This is a genomic window from Fructilactobacillus fructivorans, from assembly GCF_000814735.1.
Taxonomy (GTDB): domain Bacteria; phylum Bacillota; class Bacilli; order Lactobacillales; family Lactobacillaceae; genus Fructilactobacillus; species Fructilactobacillus fructivorans.
The window spans coordinates 44,608-68,165 of sequence record NZ_JOJZ01000007.1 but is presented as its reverse complement, the minus strand read 5'-3'; the positions used below and the strand labels follow the sequence as shown (position 1 = coordinate 68,165).

Annotated in this window: 22 protein-coding genes; 20 read left to right on the top strand and 2 right to left on the bottom strand. The window is 36.9% G+C overall.

The window, feature by feature from the left end:
- Positions 1-84: 84 nt before the first annotated feature.
- From LfDm3_RS00415 to LfDm3_RS00395, 5 genes are all read left to right on the top strand, one after another.
- Complete coding sequence (locus tag LfDm3_RS00415) at positions 85-963, top strand: YitT family protein (protein ID WP_010021367.1); 879 nt, start codon at positions 85-87, stop codon at positions 961-963.
- A 157-nt stretch (positions 964-1,120) separates the two neighbouring features.
- A complete protein-coding gene (locus tag LfDm3_RS00410) occupies positions 1,121-2,188 on the top strand; it encodes a CDP-glycerol glycerophosphotransferase family protein (RefSeq protein WP_225349290.1) in 1,068 nt (355 codons plus the stop codon).
- 26 nt (positions 2,189-2,214) lie between these two features.
- On the top strand, positions 2,215-3,024 hold the full coding sequence (locus LfDm3_RS00405; RefSeq protein ID WP_039142973.1) for an ABC transporter permease: 810 nt from the start codon (positions 2,215-2,217) through the stop codon (positions 3,022-3,024).
- 10 nt (positions 3,025-3,034) lie between these two features.
- Positions 3,035-4,258, top strand: a complete 1,224-nt coding sequence (locus LfDm3_RS00400) for a CDP-glycerol glycerophosphotransferase family protein (RefSeq protein WP_039142971.1) — start codon at positions 3,035-3,037, stop codon at positions 4,256-4,258.
- A complete protein-coding gene (locus LfDm3_RS00395; protein WP_039142970.1) occupies positions 4,251-5,189 on the top strand; it encodes a deoxyribonuclease IV in 939 nt (312 codons plus the stop codon). Before LfDm3_RS00400 ends, LfDm3_RS00395 begins: the two co-directional genes overlap by 8 nt.
- On the opposite strand, the gene LfDm3_RS00390 is transcribed toward LfDm3_RS00395, so the two are convergent.
- Positions 5,170-5,988: a pyruvate, water dikinase regulatory protein gene (locus LfDm3_RS00390; RefSeq protein ID WP_039142969.1), complete on the bottom strand. Its 819-nt coding sequence runs from the start codon at positions 5,986-5,988 to the stop codon at positions 5,170-5,172. The two genes, LfDm3_RS00395 and LfDm3_RS00390, sit on opposite strands and share 20 nt — an antisense overlap.
- A gap of 145 nt (positions 5,989-6,133) precedes the next feature.
- Here LfDm3_RS00390 and rpsU point away from each other — a divergent pair, with 145 nt between their 5' ends.
- The 14 genes from rpsU to pepT all read left to right on the top strand — a co-directional run bounded on the left by rpsU (position 6,134) and on the right by pepT (position 19,788).
- A complete protein-coding gene (gene rpsU / locus LfDm3_RS00385) occupies positions 6,134-6,331 on the top strand; it encodes a 30S ribosomal protein S21 (protein ID WP_039142968.1) in 198 nt (65 codons plus the stop codon).
- A 55-nt stretch (positions 6,332-6,386) separates the two neighbouring features.
- A complete protein-coding gene (locus tag LfDm3_RS00380) occupies positions 6,387-6,830 on the top strand; it encodes a GatB/YqeY domain-containing protein (protein ID WP_039142967.1) in 444 nt (147 codons plus the stop codon).
- Positions 6,831-6,942: 112 nt separating this feature from the next.
- Positions 6,943-7,917: a PhoH family protein gene (locus tag LfDm3_RS00375; RefSeq protein ID WP_039142966.1), complete on the top strand. Its 975-nt coding sequence runs from the start codon at positions 6,943-6,945 to the stop codon at positions 7,915-7,917.
- A 2-nt stretch (positions 7,918-7,919) separates the two neighbouring features.
- The gene (gene ybeY, locus LfDm3_RS00370; protein ID WP_039142964.1) at positions 7,920-8,402 is read left to right on the top strand and encodes an rRNA maturation RNase YbeY; all 483 of its coding nucleotides are present in this window, start codon (positions 7,920-7,922) and stop codon (positions 8,400-8,402) included.
- Positions 8,386-8,781 (top strand): diacylglycerol kinase family protein, encoded by a 396-nt coding sequence (locus tag LfDm3_RS00365; RefSeq protein ID WP_039142962.1) that lies wholly within the window; start codon positions 8,386-8,388, stop codon positions 8,779-8,781. The genes ybeY and LfDm3_RS00365 overlap by 17 nt, the downstream gene beginning before the upstream one ends.
- Positions 8,782-8,794: 13 nt before the next feature.
- Entirely contained in the window at positions 8,795-9,703 is a 909-nt protein-coding gene (gene era / locus LfDm3_RS00360; protein ID WP_010021382.1) for a GTPase Era, read from the top strand.
- A gap of 32 nt (positions 9,704-9,735) precedes the next feature.
- Entirely contained in the window at positions 9,736-10,485 is a 750-nt protein-coding gene (gene recO, locus LfDm3_RS00355; protein WP_039143056.1) for a DNA repair protein RecO, read from the top strand.
- Between the two features lie 280 nt (positions 10,486-10,765).
- Entirely contained in the window at positions 10,766-11,743 is a 978-nt protein-coding gene (glyQ, locus tag LfDm3_RS00350; RefSeq protein WP_010021385.1) for a glycine--tRNA ligase subunit alpha, read from the top strand.
- Positions 11,744-13,822: a glycine--tRNA ligase subunit beta gene (glyS, locus tag LfDm3_RS00345; RefSeq protein ID WP_039142959.1), complete on the top strand. Its 2,079-nt coding sequence runs from the start codon at positions 11,744-11,746 to the stop codon at positions 13,820-13,822. It begins immediately after the preceding gene.
- A 46-nt stretch (positions 13,823-13,868) separates the two neighbouring features.
- Entirely contained in the window at positions 13,869-15,689 is a 1,821-nt protein-coding gene (gene dnaG, locus LfDm3_RS00340; RefSeq protein WP_039142953.1) for a DNA primase, read from the top strand.
- A gap of 26 nt (positions 15,690-15,715) precedes the next feature.
- Positions 15,716-16,975 (top strand): RNA polymerase sigma factor RpoD, encoded by a 1,260-nt coding sequence (gene rpoD, locus LfDm3_RS00335; protein WP_082019935.1) that lies wholly within the window; start codon positions 15,716-15,718, stop codon positions 16,973-16,975.
- Between the two features lie 59 nt (positions 16,976-17,034).
- Positions 17,035-17,739, top strand: a complete 705-nt coding sequence (locus LfDm3_RS00330; RefSeq protein WP_010021391.1) for a tRNA (adenine(22)-N(1))-methyltransferase — start codon at positions 17,035-17,037, stop codon at positions 17,737-17,739.
- A complete protein-coding gene (locus tag LfDm3_RS00325) occupies positions 17,726-18,538 on the top strand; it encodes a Nif3-like dinuclear metal center hexameric protein (RefSeq protein WP_039142950.1) in 813 nt (270 codons plus the stop codon). The genes LfDm3_RS00330 and LfDm3_RS00325 overlap by 14 nt, the downstream gene beginning before the upstream one ends.
- Positions 18,539-18,549: 11 nt before the next feature.
- Positions 18,550-19,788 (top strand): peptidase T, encoded by a 1,239-nt coding sequence (pepT, locus tag LfDm3_RS00320; RefSeq protein WP_039142947.1) that lies wholly within the window; start codon positions 18,550-18,552, stop codon positions 19,786-19,788.
- 49 nt (positions 19,789-19,837) lie between these two features.
- On the opposite strand, the gene LfDm3_RS06735 is transcribed toward pepT, so the two are convergent.
- Positions 19,838-20,014: a YjzD family protein gene (locus tag LfDm3_RS06735; protein WP_010021395.1), complete on the bottom strand. Its 177-nt coding sequence runs from the start codon at positions 20,012-20,014 to the stop codon at positions 19,838-19,840.
- Between the two features lie 128 nt (positions 20,015-20,142).
- Here LfDm3_RS06735 and dnaE point away from each other — a divergent pair, with 128 nt between their 5' ends.
- Positions 20,143-23,484, top strand: coding sequence for a DNA polymerase III subunit alpha (dnaE, locus tag LfDm3_RS00315; RefSeq protein ID WP_191978906.1), 3,342 nt, complete (start codon positions 20,143-20,145; stop codon positions 23,482-23,484).
- The last annotated feature ends 74 nt before the right edge of the window (positions 23,485-23,558 follow it).

The following is a 23,558-nucleotide window of genomic DNA, read 5'->3' as shown; positions in this document are numbered from 1 at the left end:
TGACCAGCTCACAACTTTTTATTTTTTTTAAATTTGGTAATGTTATACTAGTTATGAATTTCTAAATGATCAGAAGGAACTTAAATGGACGACGTACAAAAAATTTTAAAACGACATCAGTACATATCAAAGTTATCAACCGCATTTGTATATGGAATTATGGTATCCATCGCGATGAATTTCTTTTGGACTCCTGGACACATTTATTCTTCAGGGGTTACTGGATTTGCACAGTTACTTAATACTTTAACTGAACGATATTTTCCGTTTACGATTTCGGCTGCATTGGGATTATTCCTACTTAATATCCCAATGTTTATTTTATCTTGGAAACAAATTGGTCATCAGTTTACGATGTTTACGTTTGTTTCTGTCGTTGTTGCCAGTGTCATGATTAAAATCTTACGTCCCTTAACCTTAACCACAGATCCATTAATTTGTGCAATTTTTGGTGGTGCAATTAATGGATTTGGAGTGGGGTTATCCTTAAAAAATGGTATTTCAACTGGTGGATTGGATATTTTGGGAATCGTGATCCAAAGGAAAACCGGAAAATCCATTGGAACCATTAACCTTATATTTAATACCTTTATTATTTTATCAGCCGGGTTCTTTTATGGATGGCCATATGCTTTTTATTCAGCAATTGGAGTTCTAGTAAACGCTAAGGCAATGGATTTGGCATATACAAGACAACAAATTGTCCAAGTGATGGTTGTTACCGATCGTCCCAAGACGGTCGTAGATAGCATTCAAAATCATTTGAGAAGGGGAATTACTATTATTCATAATGCCGAGGGAGCTTATAACCATAAGAAGAAGTCAGTCCTGTTTACTTCAATTTCACGATATGAAATGACCGAATTTGATGCAGCTTTAAATGAATCTGATCCAGATGCATTCGGAGTGGTGGTTGATGTTGATAAGGTGTTTGGTAACTTTTATGAGAAAAAACGGAAATAGCTGGCTTCCAGCCTGAAGTGTCGTTTTTTCATTATGGTATAATGTTTCATTGTAATTATTGAAAATGGTGATGAAAGTGAAAATCATATATACATGGTTGATTAGATTAATTTCGGCAATTTTTTATTTTCGACCAAAAAAGAATATATATTATGTAATGAGTTTTGATAATAATCTGAGGCTAATTAAGCAAATTGCCGCTAACATGCCTGAGGGACAAGAGCTAGTTGTGTTATACGAACCTGAAATTGAGGCAGCCGCAACTGACCTGAGTGCTTTTGGGATTAAGACCATTCCATTTAAAGAAAATGCAAGGTTTGCGTTGTTAACCATTCCTAGTTTAATGTCGGCTCGCGTTTTGTTTTGTGATAATTATTTCCCATTTTTGGCTGGTTTAGTTCGACCAAAGAAAAAAATGAAGATTGTCCAGTTGTGGCATGCCGATGGTGCCATTAAATGTTTTGGTTGGGAAGATCCGACCACTGACAAAAGATCATTTTTTGATAAACTTCGATTTCAAAGTGTTTACAATCATTTTGATGATTTTGTGGTTGCTTCTAAGGCAATGGGACAGATTTTTGAACGAAGTTATCGAGAATCGCCTGATAAGATGAAATATCTTGGATATCCGAGGTCAGATCGACTATTTAAGGAACGTTGGAGAAGAGTTGCTAGACACCGGGTCTATGAGGTGGCACCTGAATTAAAGGGAAAGCGTGTAATCTTGTATGCTCCCACTTATCGTGATGGACTTGAGTTTGATCCTCCAAAGGACATTGGGGAAGCGTTAACTGCTGATCCTAATGCGATTACGGTCGTTAAACTTCATCCGTTGTTACGAGATCAGGAATCACGAATCAGGAAATTTTCTAATGGGAATATTCGCTTTTATAATCAACTTTCTACTTCTGATCTCCTATCAGTATGTAATACACTAGTTACTGATTATTCTTCAGTGGCTTTTGATTTTAGCTTATTACCCCAAGCTCATTCAATGATTTTCTTTATGTTTGATCTCAAGCAATACGAGCAAGACCCAGGAATCCAAAAAGACTTTTTGGAGTGGCTGCCATCAGAGCCAATTACAAGGGTTGATCAATTAACGCAGGCAATTGTTGCTAATCAAAAGATTGATTTTACTAGTTTTAATAAACATTGGAATACATACAATGATGGGTATGCAACCGAACGTGTTATCAAAAGATATGTTTTACAAAATAATTAATGAAATAAAAAAGGAGAGTGCTGAGCTTGAAGGAAGTTTGGGCCTTACTTAAAGAACAATTTGAAAATTTAGGCATTATTTTTCGAATTTCAAAATACGAAGATAAGGCTACTTACCAGAGTCATTACTTAGGCTTGGTTTGGGAATATTTGTACCCGCTGATTCAAATTGCCATTTACTGGTTAGTCTTCGGTGTTGGACTAAAGGGAAGTACTGGTCACAACGGAAGTTATTTACCATGGATGGTTATTGGTATCACACCATGGTTTTTTATGAATCGTGTGACTCTAGATGCTTCTAAAAGTATTTATCAACGTGCTGGTTTAGTTTCAAAGATGAAGTTTCCCATTAGCATCCTCCCCTCGATTAAATTAGTCAGTAATCTAAGCTCATTTTGGACCATGCTGGTTTTTTCAATTGTGATTGGATATCTTTATGGGGTTCGTCCGAGTTTATTCTGGTTTCAGTGGATTTATTACTTTGTCGCAATGATTGCGTGGTTAATTGCTTTTGGAATCTTTAATTCAACGATTACCGTTTTAATTCGGGATTATCACGTGATGTTACAGTCGTTTATGAGAATGTTGTTCTACATTTCTGGAGTACTGTTCAACTTTGAATCTTCTGCTTCGTTCCCGCCATTTTTGATTAGAATCTTAGAATTAAATCCATTCTTTTATATCGTTCAAGGGTTTCGGGATTCAATGTTATCAAGCAGTTGGTTCTGGGAAAAGCCACTTCTAAGTATTATTTTCTGGCTAATGACGTTGTTTTTCTTTCTAGTTGGATCACATTTACATTTTAAATTTAGATCACACTTTGTTGACTTGGTCTAGGGAAAATAATATGAATGGAAAGCAAATTAAGGACAAATTAATTAGTGGTATTAAGTTAGCCATTCGCACTGGACTCATCGCGCTGAACGATGGGTTTATTTGTATGCCCGTTAAAAAACACGAAATCATGTTCGAAAGTTTTAACGGGAAAGACATTAACGATAATCCTGCTGCCATCTATTTTGAGTGGATTAAGCAACATCCTGAATACGCTAAGCATGCGTATTTTGGGGTGAAAGCAGCTAATTATAAAGAATTACACAAACAGTATCCTAACGTTCAAATTTTACGACGCTTTTTTCCGAGATGGGTTTGGCACGTTGCTCGAGCTGATTTTTGGGTCTTTAACTCGCGATTCCCCAAATGGTGGAAGAAAAATAAGCGAACGACCTACATTCAAACCTGGCATGGGACTCCGCTTAAAAAATTAGGCGTTGATATTAAGCATGTTTCCATTCCAGGAATTTCGACTCAGCAATATCATGACGATTTTAAGAAGGCTGCTAGTCGATGGAAATACTTGATTATGCCTAATCAATATTCAGAGGATATTTTTGATCGGGCCTTTGATTTTAAAAACGTTCCCTTGCGAATTGGATATCCAAGAAATGATGTTTTGTATCAGCAAAATAACGCTAAAACCATTTCAGAATTAAAGAAAAGAATTGTTGGTAATCCAAAACAAAAAGTTATTTTGTATGCACCAACTTGGCGAGATGATGACTATCAAAAAAAGGGGAGTTATAACTTCGAACTGCCATTTTCATTGAAATCATTTTTTGATCATGTGGGTGATAACACGAAATTAATTATTCGTCCTCACTACCTTATTAAAGATCGAATTGATATCGCTGGGTATGAAGATCGAGTTCAGATCGAAGCCGATTGTGATATTAGTGAGTTATACTTAATTTCAGATTTATTGATCACCGACTATTCTTCTGTGATGTTTGATTACGCTAATTTGAAACGTCCAATGTTATTCTATGCGTATGACTTAAAACATTATCAAAATGAGTTAAGAGGTTTTTATTTTGATTTTAAAAAAGACGTTCCTGGTCCAATTGTTGAAGATCAAAATTCTTTTTATAATGAGTTGTCACATTTTAACGAAGATGGTAAGTTTATCGGGTATGATCAGAAAATAGAAGATTTTTATAATAAGTTTTGTAGTTGGGAGCATGGGGATGCTTCCGCTAGGGTTGTTAAAGTAATGGAGGATAAAAATGAGTAGTGATGAATTCTTAATTGGGTCACATGTTGCCATGAAAGCACCAGATATGATGCTCGGTTCTGCTGAGGAAGCAGCTCGGGATGGTGAAAATGTTTTTATGTTATACACTGGAGCTCCACAAAGCTCAAAAAGAACTGCGATTGATAAACTTAAGATTGATCAAGCTCATTCGTATATGGAAGACCATGATTTACAAGAAGTAGTGGTTCATGCTCCTTATATTATTAATTTGGGCAACCCCAAAAAGCCCCAAAGTTTTCACTTTGCGGTTAATTTTCTGAAACAAGAAATTGATCGTTCAGAAGCAATGGGTGCTGATCAGATTGTTTTGCACCCAGGATCCCACGTTGGATCAGGAGTGGAAGCAGGAATCAAACAGATTATCAAGGGGTTAAATGAAGTGATTACGCCTGACCAAAAGATTCAGGTGGCCCTTGAAACTATGGCAGGTAAAGGAACGGAAATTGGTTCAACGTTTGAGCAATTAGCTAAGATTATTGATGGGGTTAAGTTGAACGACAAATTGTCGATTACTTTTGATACCTGTCACACTAGCGATGCTGGTTATGACATTAAGAATGATTTTGATGGGGTAATGAAAGAGTTCGACAAAATTATTGGAATGGATCGGATTAAGGTGATTCATTTAAATGACTCCAAGAATCCTCAGGGTGCCCATAAAGATCGTCATACTAACATCGGTTTTGGGTCCCTTGGATTTGACGCCCTGAATTACGTGGCCAGATACCCTAAGTTTGATAAGATCCCTAAAATTATTGAAACACCAACAATTAAAATTAATGATGATGTTAAGATTAATCCTCACCAATATGAGATCAAAATGCTAAAAGAACAGAAGTTTAATCCGGATATGATTGAAGATATTAAACGTGATTATAAGGATGGAAAGATTAGTGACCTTGTTCATTAATGTTTAGACTCTGAGTGATGATCGTAGCTGTTTCTTCAATGGACTTGTTGTACACGTTGATTTGTAAACAATCTAATTTACGATAAAGATGCTTGGCATAGTCAAGCTCTTTTTTTATTTGTTTTGAGTCTGAGTATGGAGTGTCAGGGTCGAGTCCGTATGCAATCATTCTTTCTTGGCGGATCTTCTTTAGGTTTGTAACGGAGTTGGTTAGACCAAAAATTTTATTATGGTCGATTTGATAAACTTCTTCTGGCAGTTGGATGGTTGGTCCAATGGGAACGTTTGCTACTAGTAAATTTTGGTTGGCCAGATAGAGTGATAGGGGTGTTTTAGATGTTCGTGAGATTCCAAGGAGAACAATATCCGCTTTTTTAAGATCATTCGGTCGTTTTCCATCGTCATTTGCTACCGCAAATTCAATTGCAGAGATTCGTTTGAAGTAGTCTTCGTTAAGGTTATGAACTAAACCAGGAACTTCGGCAGCTGATTCATGAAGCTTTTTGGAAATAATTTGAATTGGCTTTTGAATGCAATCAAAACTATATAAATTATTATCCATGGCAAAGGCAGTTACTAGCTTGCTCAGATCAGGATCGACCAAGGTGTGAAAGATAATGGCATCTTGTTCTTTAGCTAGTTTAAGAATCCCGTCAAGCATCGACTGCGTTTGAATGAATGGATAGCGTTTAAAGTTTGCATTTGCTTCAGGAAATTGGGCTACTGCAGTTCGGGCGATTGACATGGCTGTGGCACCACTTGAATCTGAAATTATAAATGCATTGAAATTGGTTGTCATAATATTACCTCCTACTTTGTTAGTATTTTATCATATTTATCGTTCAGACTCGTTGACGGGCCATTCCCCATAATGTATAATTAATAATGACCGTTAAGGATTAAATACAAACGGTATTATTTAAGCTCGGAGGGAGGGATTTATCATGTCAAAAACTGTCGTTCGCAAAAACGAATCTCTTGATGATGCTCTTCGACGCTTTAAGCGCACGGTTTCAAAAAGCGGTACCCTTCAGGAATTCCGTAAACGTGAGTTTTACGAAAAACCTAGCGTAAAACGTAAATTAAAATCAGAAGCAGCTCGTAAGCGTAACAATAAGAAAAAGAAGCGTCGCAGCTTCTAATAATGAAACGCCCCTGATGATAGGAGCGTTTTTTATATATGAAAAGAGGGCTAAAATGGCTTTATCCGATGAATTAAATAATGATCTCAAAAGTGCCATGAAGAACCATGATAAGACAAGATTAACCATTGTCAGAATGCTTAAGTCTAATTTAATGAATGAAAAAATAAAATTAGGCCATGATCTTTCTGATGCTGAAGCGGCAGCTGTTGTTAATCGAGAAGTTAAGCAACACAAAGATTCAATTGCTGAATTTAAGAATGGTGGAAGAGATGATTTGGTGAAGGGTCAAGAAGAAGAGCTCAAGATTCTTGAAGACTATGCACCAAAACAAATGTCTGAAGCCGACGTTGAAAAAATCGTTAATGATACAATCAAACAACTCGGAGCGTCCGGTAAGGGCGACTTTGGAAAAGTAATGGGTGCTGTCATGGGAAAAGTTAAGGGACAAGCTGATGGCAGTACTGTTAATAAACTAGTTAATAAAGCTCTCAGTTAGAAAAAGAACTCATTGAATGAATCAATGAGTTCTTTTTGTTCTTTTGCTTTGTAAGTGGCGGATTATATGCTAGTATTTTAGGTAAAAGTCGATATGAAAGGAACTTGTTTGATTGACAGATAATTTTAAGTTTAAAAAAGAATTAACGTTAAAGAATCCCAATGATGAAGCCGCTTTATTTGGTGCACAAGATGCCTTTTTGGATATTTTAGAACAGGGTATGGCAACATCAATTCGTCATTCTGGGGGAAAGATCACTGTCGAAGGTGATGACGAAAAGGCGGTTCAAAATACCATTGATATTTTGAATGGCATGCTTGAATTGATTCATTCTGGAATCACTTTAAATTCTAGTGACTTTGTTTCGGCCATGAAAATGGCTGAAAAGGGAACCCTTGGATTTCTTCCAGAGTTGTATAATCAAGTGCTTTTAAAGGATAATAAAGGGAAGCCCGTTCGAGTAAAGAATTTTGGTCAACGTCAGTATGTCCAGTCCATTAAGCATAACGATGTCACTTTTGGAATCGGACCAGCTGGTACCGGGAAGACCTATTTAGCGGTTGTAATGGCAGTAGCAGCCCTCAAAAAGGGTGATGTGGATAAGATTGTCTTAACTAGACCTGCTGTTGAAGCTGGTGAAAGCCTTGGATTCTTACCCGGAGACTTAAAAGAAAAGGTTGATCCATATTTGCGTCCTTTATATGATGCATTAAACTCAACGCTTGGATCTGATCATAGTGAACGATTAATGGATCGTGGGGTCATTGAAATTGCGCCCTTGGCATATATGCGTGGAAGAACGCTTGACAATTCCTTTGTCATTTTGGATGAAGCTCAAAATACGACCAATGCACAAATGAAAATGTTTTTAACACGTTTAGGTTTTGGTTCTAAAATGATTGTTAATGGGGATGTTTCTCAAATTGATTTAAACGGAAGAGTACGAAGTGGGCTAGTAACCGCTCCTAAAATCTTGCGAGACATTGATGATATTAGTTTTGTTAATTTTAGTGCTGACGATATGGTTAGACATCCCGTGGTTGCCAAGATTATTAATGCGTACGAAAAAAATGATAACGGAGAATAGATATGGATCTTGAAATATATGATCAAACTCAAGATGGAGTTGATCCCCAAAAAATTACTCTGATTAGAGATATTCTAAATTATGCTTCTAAGTACATTAACTTAAAGGATAATACCGAGATGTCAGTTACCTTAGTTAATAATGACCGTATTAGAGAAATTAATCGTGATTATCGTGGAGTTGATCGGGCTACGGATGTAATTAGTTTTGCAATTGAGGACCAGAGTGATGACGATTTTCCAGTGATTATGAATGATGAAATGAAGAAGGATATTCCTGAAAATATCGGGGATATTTTTGTGTGTGTTGATAAAGTAGCCGAACAGGCTGACTTTTTAAATCATTCTAATGATCGAGAGTTAGGGTTCTTGGTTGTTCATGGATTTTTACATTTAAATGGTTATGATCACATGAAACCTGAAGACGAAGCGGTAATGTTTCCTCTTCAAAGAAAGATTATGGATTCTTATGGACTCACAAAATAACAAACAAACGGGTAAAAACAAAAATTTCATCCAGGCTTTTGGTCACGCTTATGACGGTATTAAATGGGTTTTTATTCACGAACGAAATTTTAAGTTTGATATGGCGTGTGCCGTTATTACGATGGGATTAGGATTTATTTTACGGATTCGACTGGAACAATTTATGTGGCTTTTGACAGCCATTATTTTAGTACTTGTTGGTGAAATCCTTAACACTGTGGTTGAAAGAATCATGGATTTTATGAGTGATCATCATTATGATGAACGAGTAAAAGTGATTAAAGACGTTGCGGCTGGTGGTGTGGTACTAACGGCTATCTTTGCAATTGTCGTTGGACTATTTGTGTTTGTTCCAAAAATTATTGAATTATTGAATTAATTAAGGGGAAAATATGGCAGAGACTTCAAAATACAAATCAGGATTTGTAGCAATTGTAGGACGTCCCAATGTTGGTAAATCAACGTTTTTAAATCGAGTGATTGGCCAAAAAGTGGCCATTATGTCTGAAAAGGCTCAAACAACAAGGAACAAGATTCAGGGAATTTACACTACTGATGATGCGCAGATTGTTTTCATTGATACTCCTGGAATCCATAAGCCTAAGAACAAGTTAGATGACTATATGGATGAAGCTGCTCTCTCTTCTTTAAAAGAAGTTGACGCAGTTCTATTTATGGTCAGCGCAACTGAGACACGTGGAGCTGGCGATAATTATATTATTGATCAACTAAAGCAGGTTAATAGTCCCGTCTATTTGGTTATTAATAAGATTGATGAGATTAATCCTAATAGTTTATTACCAATTATGGATACCTATAAACGGGCTTATGATTGGGCAGATGTATTTCCAATTTCTGCTCTTCAGGGTAACAATGTTGATGAACTATTGAATACTTTAGTTGCTAAGCTTCCAGAGGGTCCCCAGTATTATCCGGATGACGAAATTACTGATCATCCCGAACGTTTTATCGTAGGAGAATTGATTCGAGAAAAGGTTTTGGAATTAACCAGACAGGAAATCCCTCATTCAGTTGCTGTGCAAGTCGAAAAAATGAAGACACAAGATAATGGTAATGTTCATATTGATGCCAATATTATTGTAGAAAGAAAAGGTCAAAGAGGTATCCTAATCGGCAAAAATGGTGGAATGCTTAAAAAAATCGGAACCTTAGCTCGAAAAGAAATTGAAGATTTACTTGGTAGTAAGGTATATCTGGAGTTATGGGTTAAGGTTCAACCGAGTTGGCGTGAAAAAGAATCCGCTTTAAGACAATTAGGATACCGCAAAGATAGTTACTAGGTGATATTTTGTCAGTAAATCCAAAGAGCCAAATGTTTCATGGAATTTTGTTATACCGTAAAAATTATCGTGAACATGATATGTTGGTGAAATTTTTAACGGCTGAAGCTGGACTTAAAATGTTCTTTGTAAGGGGAGCTAATAAAGCTAATTTTAAAATGGCAGGAGACATTTTACCCTTTAGTTTTGGGACCTATGAAGGTACTTTAAGGCCAGAGGGATTGTCATACATTAGTAGTGGGAATGACGTTAAACATTTTGAACAAATTTCGAATGACATTTATTTGGATGCATATGCCACCTATATCATGACGTTAATTGATGCCGCTTTTCCTGAAGGGGTTAAAATTAATGATTGGTTTAATCGTTTATACTATGCGTTGAACATGATTAACAGTGGGTTTGATGCTGAAGTTGTTACTAATATTATTGAAATCCAATTATTACCGGTTTTTGGGGTGGCACCAGATTTTAAGTCGTGTGTGATCTGCCATCAAACTAATAAAAAATTTGATTATTCGGAAGAGTATGGTGGTATTATTTGTGAGGATCATTTCAATATGGATCCTCATCGAATGCATTTAGATCAAAAGACAATTTACTACCTTCGTTTATTTTCAGCGGTTAATTTAAAAAAGATCGGAAATATTCAGGTTAATGAAAAAACTAAGAAGAAATTACGAAGTGTAATTGATAAAATTTATGATAGTTCTGTCGGATTGAATTTGAAAAGTAAAAAATTTTTAGATCAGATGAACGATTGGAAAATTAACCTTAAATAATGATTAAACGTTGACGGTTGTGACTGATAATTTTATAATTAAGTTAGTTAAATAACTGACCTTGATGAAAGATGGTTTATATTTATGACATCTCAGTGAAGCCACGATGGTGAGAAGTGGTCGATGTTAATATGGATTGGCACTTTCGGAGTCGTTTAATCTCGAGTTGCTGATTAAGTTCAGAAGTAGGGTGGAACCGCGAATAAATCGTCCCTATGTAGAAGTAGTGATACTTTTGCATAGGCTTTTTTATTTGCTTATTAATTAGGAGGAAAAAGTAATGACGGAAAAATTATCGGTTCAAGATATTATCAGTACTTTAGAGTCATATTGGAGTTCATTAGGTTGCATGAGGATGCAATCATATGACACGGAAAAAGGTGCAGGAACCATGAGTCCTTACACTTTTCTACGTGCAATTGGTCCAGAGCCCTGGAACGTTTGTTACGTGGAACCATCAAGACGTCCCGCTGATGGTCGTTATGGCGAAAATCCTAATCGACTGTATCAACATCATCAATTTCAAGTTTTGATGAAGCCCTCTCCGGACAACATTCAGGAACTGTACATTAATTCATTAGAGCAGTTGGGGATTAATCCTCTTGAACATGATATTCGTTTCGTTGAAGACAACTGGGAAAACCCTTCAATGGGATGTGCGGGAGTTGGATGGGAAGTCTGGCTTGATGGAATGGAAGTTACCCAGTTTACTTACTTCCAAGTTGTTGGTGGACTTACCATGGATCCTGTTGCCGTTGAAATCACATATGGACTTGAACGTTTGTCTTCATACATTCAAGATGTTAATAATGTTTTTGATCTTGAGTGGGGTAATGGAGTTAAGTATGGTGATATCTTTAAAGAACCTGAGTATGAACACTCCAAATATAGCTTTGAAGAGTCCGATCAGAAGATGTTGCACCAAATGTTTAATGCATATGAAAAGGAAGCTAAACGATTAATTTCCCTTGGACTAGTTCACCCTGCTTACGACTATATCTTGAAGTGTAGCCATACTTTTAATTTACTCGATGCCAGGGGCGCCGTTTCGGTAACCGAACGTGCTGGTTATTTATCACGAATTAGAAAGATGGCACATGCGATTGCGAAGGCTTTTGTAGCAGAACGTAAAAAGCGTGGTTTCCCACTCATTAAGGATGAAAAGAAACGACAAGAACTTTTGCATGATGATCAAAAAGATAAAAAGAAACATAAAAAACATGGTAATAATCGTAATAACGGAAAGGGGGAGAAATAAATGTCAAGAACATTTTTATTAGAAATTGGATTAGAAGAAATGCCAGCACATGTGGTTACTCCCAGTGTCAATCAACTGGCAGATAAGACGGCTGCATACCTAAAAGATCAACGAATTTCTTATGATCAAATCAAAAAATTTTCTACCCCACGCAGATTAGCAATTCAGATTACGGGGCTGGTTGATAAGCAGCCTGATGTCGATGAAGAAGTAAAGGGTCCTGCCGAAAAAATTGTAAAGGATAAAAATGGTGATTGGAGTAAAGCTGCCATTGGATTTACTAAGGGACAAGGATTATCTCCAGCGGACATTGTCTTCAAAGACGTCAAAGGCACAAAATATGCCTTCGTTAAAAAGCACATTGAAGGGAAACCAGTCCAGGTCGTCTTAAGCGGACTTAGTAATGTTGTTAAGTCCATGACATTTCCAACCCTTATGAAATGGGGAACAAATAAGTTTGAGTTTATTCGTCCCATTAAATGGATTGTGGCCTTGTTAGATGATGAAGTTATTCCAATGCAAATCGTTGATGTTCATTCAGGTCGAACTACTTGGGGACACCGATTCTTAGGAAAAGACGTCGAATTAAAAAATGCTAAGGATTATGAAGAAGCATTAACTAACCAACATGTAATTGCTGATGCAGACAAACGTAAGGACTTAATTCGGAAGCAAATTGAAGCCATTGCTAAAAAGCACAATTGGAAAATTAACATTGATAGTGACTTGCTTGAAGAGGTTAATAACCTGGTTGAATGGCCAACCAGCTTTGCTGGGAAATTTGATGATCATTTCTTAAAAATCCCACGTGAAGTTTTAATTACCTCAATGAGAAACCACCAACGTTTCTTTTATGTTGAAGATCAAGATGGCAATTTATTACCTTATTTTGTTTCCGTACGTAATGGGGACGAAAATCATCTTGATAACGTGATAGCTGGAAACGAAAAGGTTTTAACTGCGCGTCTTGATGATGCTGATTTCTTCTATAATGAGGATCAACAGCAAACAATTGATGACTATGTAAATAAACTTAAAACGGTAAGCTTTCATGATAAGATTTCATCTGAATATGATAAAATGCAACGTGTTCAAGTTATTGCAAAGTTGATTGGTGAAGAAGTGGGCTTGGATGAAAAACAGTTAAAGCATTTACAGCGAGCTGCCGAAATCTATAAGTTTGATTTAGTGACTGGAATGGTAGGCGAGTTTGCCGAATTACAAGGTGTGATGGGTGAAAAATATGCCCTATTAGCTGGTGAAGATCCTGAGGTTGCTACCGCAATTCGGGAACATTATCTTCCAATTTCAGCTGATGGACAGTTACCTAAAACTAAAGTTGGTGCAGTTCTTTCCGTTGCTGATAAGCTTGATAGTGTTATGACTTTCTTTGCTGCTGGCATGGTTCCAAACGGTTCTAACGACCCATATGCCCTTAGAAGACAAGCAGCTGGAATTGTTAGAATTGTTACCAATGAAAAATGGCGGATGCCACTTGTTCCGCTTATGAAAAATGCGATTGCTCAAGAGAAGCAAGCCGACGTTTTACCAAAGGTTAATCAAAATCCAATTGTTTCTGATGTGGTATCTTTTATTAAAGAAAGAATTAAGCGACAATTAAAATCACAGGATATTCGTTATGATCTGATTGATGCAGCCGTTGGTTCCACTGACAGTGACATCTACTTTAATGTAGAAACGGCAATGACGTTAAATGATCATAAGGATGATGCTCACTTTAAGGAAGCCATTGAATCCTTAACAAGAGTGGTTCGAATTGCACAAAAGGGTAATTTTAAAGACGGATTACTTGAAGTCGATCCGAACATGTTTGAAAATGACTCCGAAAGGGTCCTTAATGAACAAGTTGACCGAATCAGCCAAAACTTCGATGAATTAAATGCTAACCAAACTTTTGAAGAACTTACTTCTTTGCGTCCAGCCATTAATGATTATTTTGATCAAACCATGGTGATGGTTGATGATGAGAAAGTTAGAACGAACCGATTAGCTGAGTTAACTAATTTGGCACGTTTGATTGATCGATTTGCGGCGGTTGATGAAATCATTGTTAAATAAAAATAATAAATAGTAGTATGTAATCCTAAGAAGGGATGGTGATTTCATGGCAAAAATTCCCGAAACGGTAATTGATGATGTCTTAAATCAGACCAATATTACTGACGTTGTTAGTAAATACGTTAACTTGAAAAAGTCTGGGAATAACCTATTTGGTTTGTGTCCGTTTCATGAAGAGAGAACACCATCCTTTTCTGTGTCCGAAAGTAAGCAAATTTTTCACTGCTTTAGTTGTGGTCGTGGAGGGAATGTTTTTAAATTCCTAATGGATTTACAGGGAATTTCTTTTCCCGAAGCTGTAATTGCAGTGGCTAATGATGAGGGAATTAAGCTTCCTGATTCAATCCAAAATGGTGGTGATAACTCTCCGGTTCACACTGAGAAAAATAATCTTATTCAGTTACAAGAAGAGGCCGCCAAACTTTATCATCATGTGTTGGTTAACACCGAACTAGGTGTCCCAGCTCTTAAGTATCTTCATGATCGAAAAATCACGGATGACATGATCGAAACTTTTAATTTAGGTTTTGCTCCAGGGCAACGATTATTAAAGCCATTCTTTGAGAACAAAAAAGCCGATTATCAACTTTTGAGGAAGTCGGGGTTATTCATTGAAAATTCAGATGGAGAACTAAGCGATCGATTTACAAATCGAATCATGTATCCGATTAGGAACGATAGTTCTAAGACTGTGGGATTTTCAGGAAGGATTTTACACAAAGATCCTGATATTCCCAAGTATTTGAATAGTCCAGAGACAAGTATTTTTAACAAACGGAAAATCATTTATAACATTGATCTAGCTAAACCTAGCATTCGCAATGAACAAAACTTAATATTATTTGAGGGGTTCATGGATGTCATCTCAGCCTATCAAGCTGGAGTAAAAAACGGTGTGGCTTCAATGGGGACTAGTTTAACTAATGAACAAATTTACCAGTTTAATCAGTTAACTAATCAGGTCTATGTTTGCTACGATGGTGATAATCCTGGACAAAAAGCTACTAAACGTGCCATTTCACTTTTGGGTGATGAAGGTCAGTTTACGGTTGGCGTAATTCAAATGCCAAATGGGATTGACCCCGATGAATATCGGCGAAAATATGGAAACGACAAGTTTAAAGATGCGATTAAAAGTGCACGGGAGACTACTGTCTCTTTTGAGCTACGTTTTCTTAAAACCCAGTATGATTTAAGTAATGATGAAGAAAAGTTAAATTATGTGGATGCGGCTTTAAACGTAATTGCTAAAATTGATAAACCAGTTGAACGAAGTGTCTATCTAAAACAGCTTTCAGATGAATTTGAGTTAGATATGAATGCATTAACCGTTCAGTGCAAGCAAATTCGCTCAACATTTATTAACAAACGTCAAAGAAAACAAGTTCGGATGTTGAAAACCGATACAGTTCCCGAAGTGTTGAATCAAAATCCTAAGAAGATTACTCGGGTTGAGAGTGCGGAACGGTTACTTTTATCGCGAATGTTGAATAATTGTAACGTGTGGTTGAAAGTTACAGATGATCCTGAGTTCAGTTTCGTTCACGATCAGTATCAGACAATTTATTTATTAGCACAACACTATTTTCAAAATCATGATCATTATAGTGCGGCAGAGTTTAGTGATTTTTTGAAAGAATCTGATTTACAATCTACGCTTGCTAATATTGAAATGGCTGCTTTATCCAATGAGCCAAGTGAAAAAGAAATTGATGATTGTGTTAAAATAATAAGGCAAGCTTTAACTGGTGAAGTGTCACTAAAAACCAAGCATCAGGCCATGATGGACGCTGTAAAGTTGGGTGATATTGAGAAAGCTGCCCAATTGGGCAAGGAATACCAGGATTTGCAAAAGAAGTATCAGTAAAAAGACAGTAATGGGAGGCAATTTCTATGGCAGAAAAAGACATTAAGAAAAATGAAGTAAATTCTACAAATAAGACTGCGAAGGCAGCTCCCAAAAAGAGTAGTGCAACTAAAAGCACTAAGAAGACTACTGCAAAGAAAACCACAAGAACTAAAACTACTAGAGCCAAGAAGACCACTAGTAAAGAAAAATTTGATAAAACTGGATACAAAAAAGTTTTTGATGCGGTTGTGAAGAAGTACAAAAAGGTGGGTCATATCACTTATGGGGTCCTTGAAGAAGAACTCCAAATTCCATTCAGTTTGAACAAGAAGCAAATGAATGAATTAATGGAAAAAATTGAGGACTCTGGAATCAGTATCGTTGATGATAGTGGTGAGCCTGACCCCCGTGCTTTAAAGGCTGCTAAAAAAGTTACCCAAAAGGAATTAAAGAATGCTTCAAGTTCCAAAGGTGTTAAGATTAATGATCCAGTAAGAATGTACCTAAAAGAAATTGGACGTGTTCCGCTACTAACGGCTGACCAAGAAGTTCAGTTAGCTTTAAGAATTGAACAGGGTGATGAAACCGCTAAACAAGAATTAGCAGAGGCTAACTTACGATTAGTTGTTTCAATTGCTAAGCGTTACGTTGGTCGTGGAATGCAATTCCTTGATCTAATTCAAGAAGGTAACATGGGTCTAATGAAAGCCGTTGAGAAGTTTGATTATCGAAAAGGATTTAAGTTCTCAACCTATGCCACCTGGTGGATTAGACAGGCAATTACTCGGGCAATCGCGGATCAGGCTCGAACGATTCGAATTCCAGTTCATATGGTTGAAACCATTAATAAGTTGATCCGAATTCAACGTCAATTACTACAGGATCTTGGTAGAGAACCACTTCCATCAGAAATTGGTGCTGAAATGGATATGCCAACTTCAAAAGTCCGAGAAATTCTCAAAATTGCTCAAGAACCTGTATCACTTGAAACCCCAATTGGGGAAGAGGATGACTCTCATCTTGGTGATTTTATTGAAGATGAAGATGCAACGAGTCCGGCTGATCACGCAGCTTATGAACTTTTAAAGGAACAATTAGAAAGTGTCCTTGATACGCTTACTGATCGTGAAGAAAATGTTCTTCGGTTGAGATTTGGCTTAGATGATGGAAGAACTCGAACTTTGGAAGAGGTTGGAAAAGTTTTTGGTGTTACCCGAGAACGAATTCGTCAGATTGAAGCTAAAGCTCTGAGAAAATTGAGACATCCATCACGTAGTAAACAACTAAAAGATTTCTTAGATTAAAAAAAGTGGCAGAGATCCCAACGGATCGCTGCCTTTTTTATTGAATTTGGAGGAAGATAATGACGGCAAAAAAATTATCGCCACGACTGCAAGCAGTTTCTGATTTAGTTCCTAATGGATCCATTATGGCAGATATTGGCTCCGATCATGCATATGTTCCAGCTTACCTATTAAAACGAGATTTAATTAAGTATGCAATTGCTGGTGAAGTAGCTCCTGGCCCACTTAAAAATGCAACATCTGAGATGGAAGAGCAGCATTTGACTGATAAAATGACAACTCGATTGGGAGATGGACTTGATGTGATTAATCCTGATGATCACGTAAACGCCATTGTAATTGCTGGAATGGGTGGGGAATTGATCACCCAAATTCTTGAACGGGGAAAGCATAAACTAACTGATCAAACTGCTTTGATTCTTCAGCCAAACGTTGATGAAATTCGTTTACGTAGGTGGTTAGTATCCAACCAATATGGAATTAAAGCGGAAAACATTGTTTTTGATGCAGGACATTTTTATGAAATGATGTTGGCTAAGCCAGTTGTCAAACGGGTGGAATATTCTAAGCAGGAATTGCGATTTGGTCCTGTTCTTTTAAAGCAAAAGAATCCAGAATTTATTGATAAGTGGACCGATCGAATTCGCAAGAACAAGGTTGTGTTGAATAACTTGAATAATGCAACTAACCCACCATTAGATAAAATTCGCCATATTCAGAAAATTAATGCAGAATTAAAGGAGATTTTAAATGACCACAGTTAATGATTTGATCACTAGATTTGAAGAATTTGCACCTCTTTCACTTGCTGAACCTCATGATCCTACTGGATTTCAAATTGGATCAAAGGACCAGAAAATTAAGAACGTGATGACGACCCTCGATGTAAGGCCAGAGGTTGTAGAAGAAGCAATTAATCGAGATGTAGATTTTATATTTGCACACCATCCCGTTATGTTTCATCCAGCAAGGAATCTTGATCTGGCTGATCCACAAAATCAGATGTACGCAAATCTTTTAGAACATCACATTACCGTGTACGCTGCTCACACCAACTTGGATAATGCAAATGGTGGCATGAACGATTGGTTGGCAGATGCCATTGGTCTTCACAATCCTACTGGCCTTGTTCCTCATTTAGATTCAAACGGAAATCCAACTAATTATTCGATGGGGCGCTTTGGCAATTTAAAACGGCCAATGAAGGTGATTGATTTGGGAAGACTATGTAAACAAGTGTTTGGAATTAATGGTTTACGAATGGTAACGAATGATGATCAACAAAATGTTTCCCGAGTTGCTATTCTTGGTGGTGATGGAGGAAAGTTTTATCCAGAAGCAATTAAACGAGGCGTCCAAGTTTATATTACGGGTGATTTGTATTATCATACTTCTCAAGAGATGCTTTCTAATGGTCTGTCTGCAATTGATCCTGGCCACCATATCGAAAGTATTTGTAAAAACAAATTAGCTGAAATGTTTACGCGTTGGTCCGACGAAAATAATTGGAAAATCAATGTATTTGCATCGCAATTGAACACGGATCCATTTGAGTTTATATAGGAGGAAGAACTATGGCTGATAGTAAACAACTATTAGATCGCTTTTTAAAGTATGTACGGGTAAATACGCGATCTAATCCCAATTCTGATACGATTCCATCTGATCCAAAGGAAGTTGATTTTCTAAATGAACTTTCTTATGAGTTAAAGGACATTGGGATGAAAAACGTACGAACAAATGAAAAGAGTGGATACGTTTTTGCGGATTTACCTAGTAACATTGATCAAAAGGTTCCTAAAATTGGATTCATTTCTCACGTTGATACGGCTGACTTTAACTCCGAACACGTTCATCCTCAGATCGTAAAGGATTATGACGGAAAAACAGTTATTAATCTTGATAAAGACGGAAAGTACAAATTGGATCCTAACGTATTTCCAACCCTTAAGAAGTATGCTGGTCAAACGTTGGTTACTACCGATGGTTCAACTCTTTTAGGAGCCGATGATAAAGCTGGTGTGGCCGAAATCATGACCGCAATGAAGTATTTAATTGATCATCCTGAGATTAAACATGGTGATATTGTAATTGGTTTTGGACCAGATGAGGAAATTGGAACTGGTGCTGATCAATTTGACGTTACTGATTTTGGCGCTGATTTTGCCTATACTGTTGATGGTGGTCCGCTTGGAGATTTAGAGTACGAAACTTTCAATGCAGCTGCCGCTACAATTAAGTTTAATGGAACCGATGTGCATCCTGGTGATGCTTATGGTGTAATGGTGAATGCTTCACAACTCGCCATTGATTTTCATAATCAGTTGCCTAAGGATCAACGTCCGGAGAACACTAAGGATCGTCAGGGATTTTACTATCTATTGGCGATTGATGGGGTGACAGATCATGCAAAGTTAGATTACATTATCCGTGATCACGATAAAGATAAGTTCAATGAACGCAAAGAATTCATTCAGAAGTTAGTTGATCAATTTAATGAAAAGTACGGCGACGGTCGAGTCGAACTGGAAATGCATGATGAATATTACAACATGGCCGAGGTAATTAAGAAGGATATGACCCCGATTAATATTGCTAAAGATGCCATGAATGAGGTTGGTATTAAACCAAATATTTATCCTGTTCGTGGTGGGACTGATGGTTCTAAGATTTCTTTTCTTGGAATTCCGACACCTAATTTGTTTGCCGGGCCCGAAAACATGCATGGCCGTTTTGAGTATGTTTCACTTCAGACAATGGAAAAAGCGGTTGATTTGATCGTCAAAATTTCAGAAGACGTTGCGAAAGAATAAAAAAATAACCTGCAGATCAATCAACCTGCAGGTTATTTTTTGTTTATAATTAACGACTAATCAATCTAATTCCATTGAAAGCAATTAGTGCAACAACAGCGCCGATTACTCCAACTTGGATCCAATTATATGGTGCACCGACTAAAGCAGAGCCAATGTATCCAATAATTTCACCATAGACGAAACCCCAGAAAGCACCAGTCAAGTTAGCAGCAAATGTCTTCATAATTAACACCTCTCAATAAGAGTAGTTTATCACTATAACGGAAAAAATCAATTGCAAACATCAGCTAATGTCTGATAAATTTTACTAATTTCATTTGGTATAATGATTAGTGAAGTTTAAGAAGGGAGATGACAAATTTGGGATATAATCCATTACAAAATATTACTTCTTATAGCCTACTTCAAAGTACTGATACGGTTCCAAAATTAATCGAGAAGGCCAGGGCACGTGGTTATGACAGTGTTGCGTTAACCGACCGGAACGTACTTTATGGAGCAGTGGCGTTCTATAATGAAGCTAAACGCCAGGGGATTAAGCCGGTTATCGGTTTGACGGTGGTTTTAAGTGGAATGTTTTTTAAGGAAGAGCCATCTGAACTGGTTTTGATTGCTAAGGATCATACTGGGTATCAAAACTTGATGAAAATTTCATCATTATTGATGGATAATGAGCAAACGAATCTCATTGAGAAGATCAAGAATCAATTTCATCATTTATTTGTCATTTTTCCTGAAAATAGTGAATTAAGAAAGTTAATTGAGATTGGCAGAACTGATGATGCAAGGAAGCTTATTAATGATATTAAAACTGTTTCTGATTTAAATTCAGTCAAAATCGGAGTTAATTTAAGTTTATCTAAATTATTAATGAGCCACATTCATGATCTAGCTGCTGAACTGAACGTTGATTTGGTCGCCCTTAATTCGGTTGAATATTTGGATGCTAGTGATTATTTTCCCAATGAGGTTTTAAAGGCAATTGGGACTGGTAAAGTAATGGATCATCCAATGGAAAAGCAACATCAAGTCGGATCTAAGTGGCTAAAAGATCGCCATGACGTAGAGAGTCAGTACCACGAGTTGGGACTTGATCAGGCAGTTTTAAATAATCAGAAAATTGTTGATGCTGTAAACGTTGATATTCCTCAAGAGCAACCAAAACTACCAAGTTTTACCACACCGAACCAGCTAACTTCAAAAGCATACTTACGTCAGTTGTGTGAGCAGGGGCTAAAGGAAAGACAGCTTGATCAACCAGCATACCAAAAGCGACTTGATCGAGAACTAAGTGTAATCAATCACATGGGCTTTGATGATTACTTTTTGATTGTGTGGGATGTTTTAAACTTTGCACATCGGCATGGTATTATTACTGGTCCCGGACGTGGTTCATCAGCTGGTTCGCTAGTTGCTTATACCTTAAGAATTACCGATGTTGATCCAATTAAGTATAATCTATTGTTTGAACGGTTTTTAAACGAAGAACGGGCTCAAATGCCAGATATTGATTTAGATATTCCTGATGATCGGCGTGATGACATTTTACAGTATGTCCATCATAAGTATGGAAATGAGCATGTTGCCCAAATTGTAACGTTTGGAACCTTAGCCGCTAAACAAGCCATTCGTGATGTTGGCCGGGTCTTTGGAATGACTCCAACCCAGATGTCACAATGGTCGTCAGCAATTCCTAATCGATTGCATGAATCGCTAAGCAAAGCTGAGTCAGAATCACAAAAATTAAAGAATTTATTAGCAGACCAAAAAGTTAATCAATTGTTGTTTGATACGGCAGAAAAACTCGAAGGGTTACCACGTCATTTTTCAACGCACGCTGCGGGCTTGATTTTAAGTGAAGACCCGATTGTTGATCGTTCTCCACTCCAATCCGGAAATGATGGCTTATTAATGACACAGTATTCAAAATATTATGTTGAAAGCGTGGGACTATTAAAGATCGATTTTCTTGGACTACGAAACTTATCAACAATGGCTAATATTTTAAGAATCATTCATTCTGAAATTGATCCAAAATTTAAAATCAACGAAATTGATTTAAACGATCAGAAAACTCTGAAATTGTTTCAGGCTGGCAAAACTGATGGGGTCTTTCAGTTTGAGTCATCTGGGATTCAAAGTGTGTTACGTAAGCTAAAGCCTGACAATTTTGATATGGTAGCGGCCGTTAATGCTCTTTATAGACCCGGTCCAATTAAAAATATTGATATGTTTATTGCACGTAAGAATGGGACACAGAAAGTTAATTATCCTAACCAAACCATTAGGGATATTCTTGGATCAACGTTTGGCATCATTGTTTATCAGGAACAAGTGATGCAATTAGCATCAGCCATGGGTGGTTTTACGCTTGGGCAAGCTGACATTTTAAGACGTGCCATGAGTAAGAAGCACAAAAAAGAAATGGATGATATGAAGATCCAGTTTATTGATGGTGCAACTAAAAATGGATATCCTAGTGACGTTTCTGAAACAACGTTTGATTACATTGAACGGTTTGCTGACTATGGATTTAATAAATCACATGCAGTTGCTTATAGCAAGATGGCGTTTCAATTAGCTTATTTGAAGGTTCATTTTCCTGGTCCTTTTTTTGCATCTTTATTGAATTCTGTTCTGGGGAATTCGCGTAAAATTAAAAATTATGTACAAGAAGCAAAAGAGTTTGGGATTCAGGTTGAGCGTCCAGATATTAATGAAAGTATGGATGATTATACTTATCAAAATGGAAAAATCCGATTTGGATTTCGGGCAATTAAGGGCTTGCGAACTGATTTCATTAAAAACATTGATGACGAACGAAGCAAAAATGGGAACTTCCATGATTTACAGGAGTTAATCAGCCGAATTGATCCAAGATTTAGAAAAGTTGATCTCCTTAATTCATTGGCTTATTCTGGTGCGCTTGATGGGTTTGGCTATAATCGTCATGAACTGATTAATGCTATTCCAGAGTTTATTAGTTCGGCTGAATTAAGTGGGAATTCCATTGAATTAATCCAAGCACTTGCTCCCAAAATCAAAAAGATGGATGATTTCTCCGACTGGGATAAGCTTAACAAGGAAAATGAATATTTAGGCACTTATCTAACTGGGCATCCCGTCGAACATTATGCTGGTTTGCAGAAACGGATTCATGCTTTAAATACCAGCGACGTTCATGATCCAATTAAAAACGTCAAAATGATTTTATTTGTGTCCCACGTTAAAACCATTCGAACCAAAAAGGGACAATTAATGGCTTTCATCGATGGAAACGATCCGTTTGGTGATATTGACGTTACTATTTTCCCCAAACTTTATAATAAGATCAGTGGATGGTTAAAAAGTGGTATGGTTGTTGTAATTGCTGGTAATGTTGAAGTTCAAAGGGGACTTCAGTTAGTGGCCAATTCGATTGAACCAGCTGCAAACGTTGTTCATAATTCCGAAGCTAAAACCAGTGGGCCAAAGTTATATCTAAAAATTGATTCGGATCATGATGAAAGTGCCATTTATCAGGATATAATGCGGGTTATTCAAGATCATCCAGGCAATACTAGGATTTTAATTTATCGGACCGCAGATGACCGTAAACAACTCCTAGATAAAAAATATAATGTAGCGATTAATACAAGTTTGATGCAAGATTTATGGAACATTTTAGGGGATGGAAACGTTGTTACACAATGATAAATTTTGACTGTGAAAACAACGACAATCCTACGGAAAAGTGATACAATACACTTGAAATCAAATAATGCGTG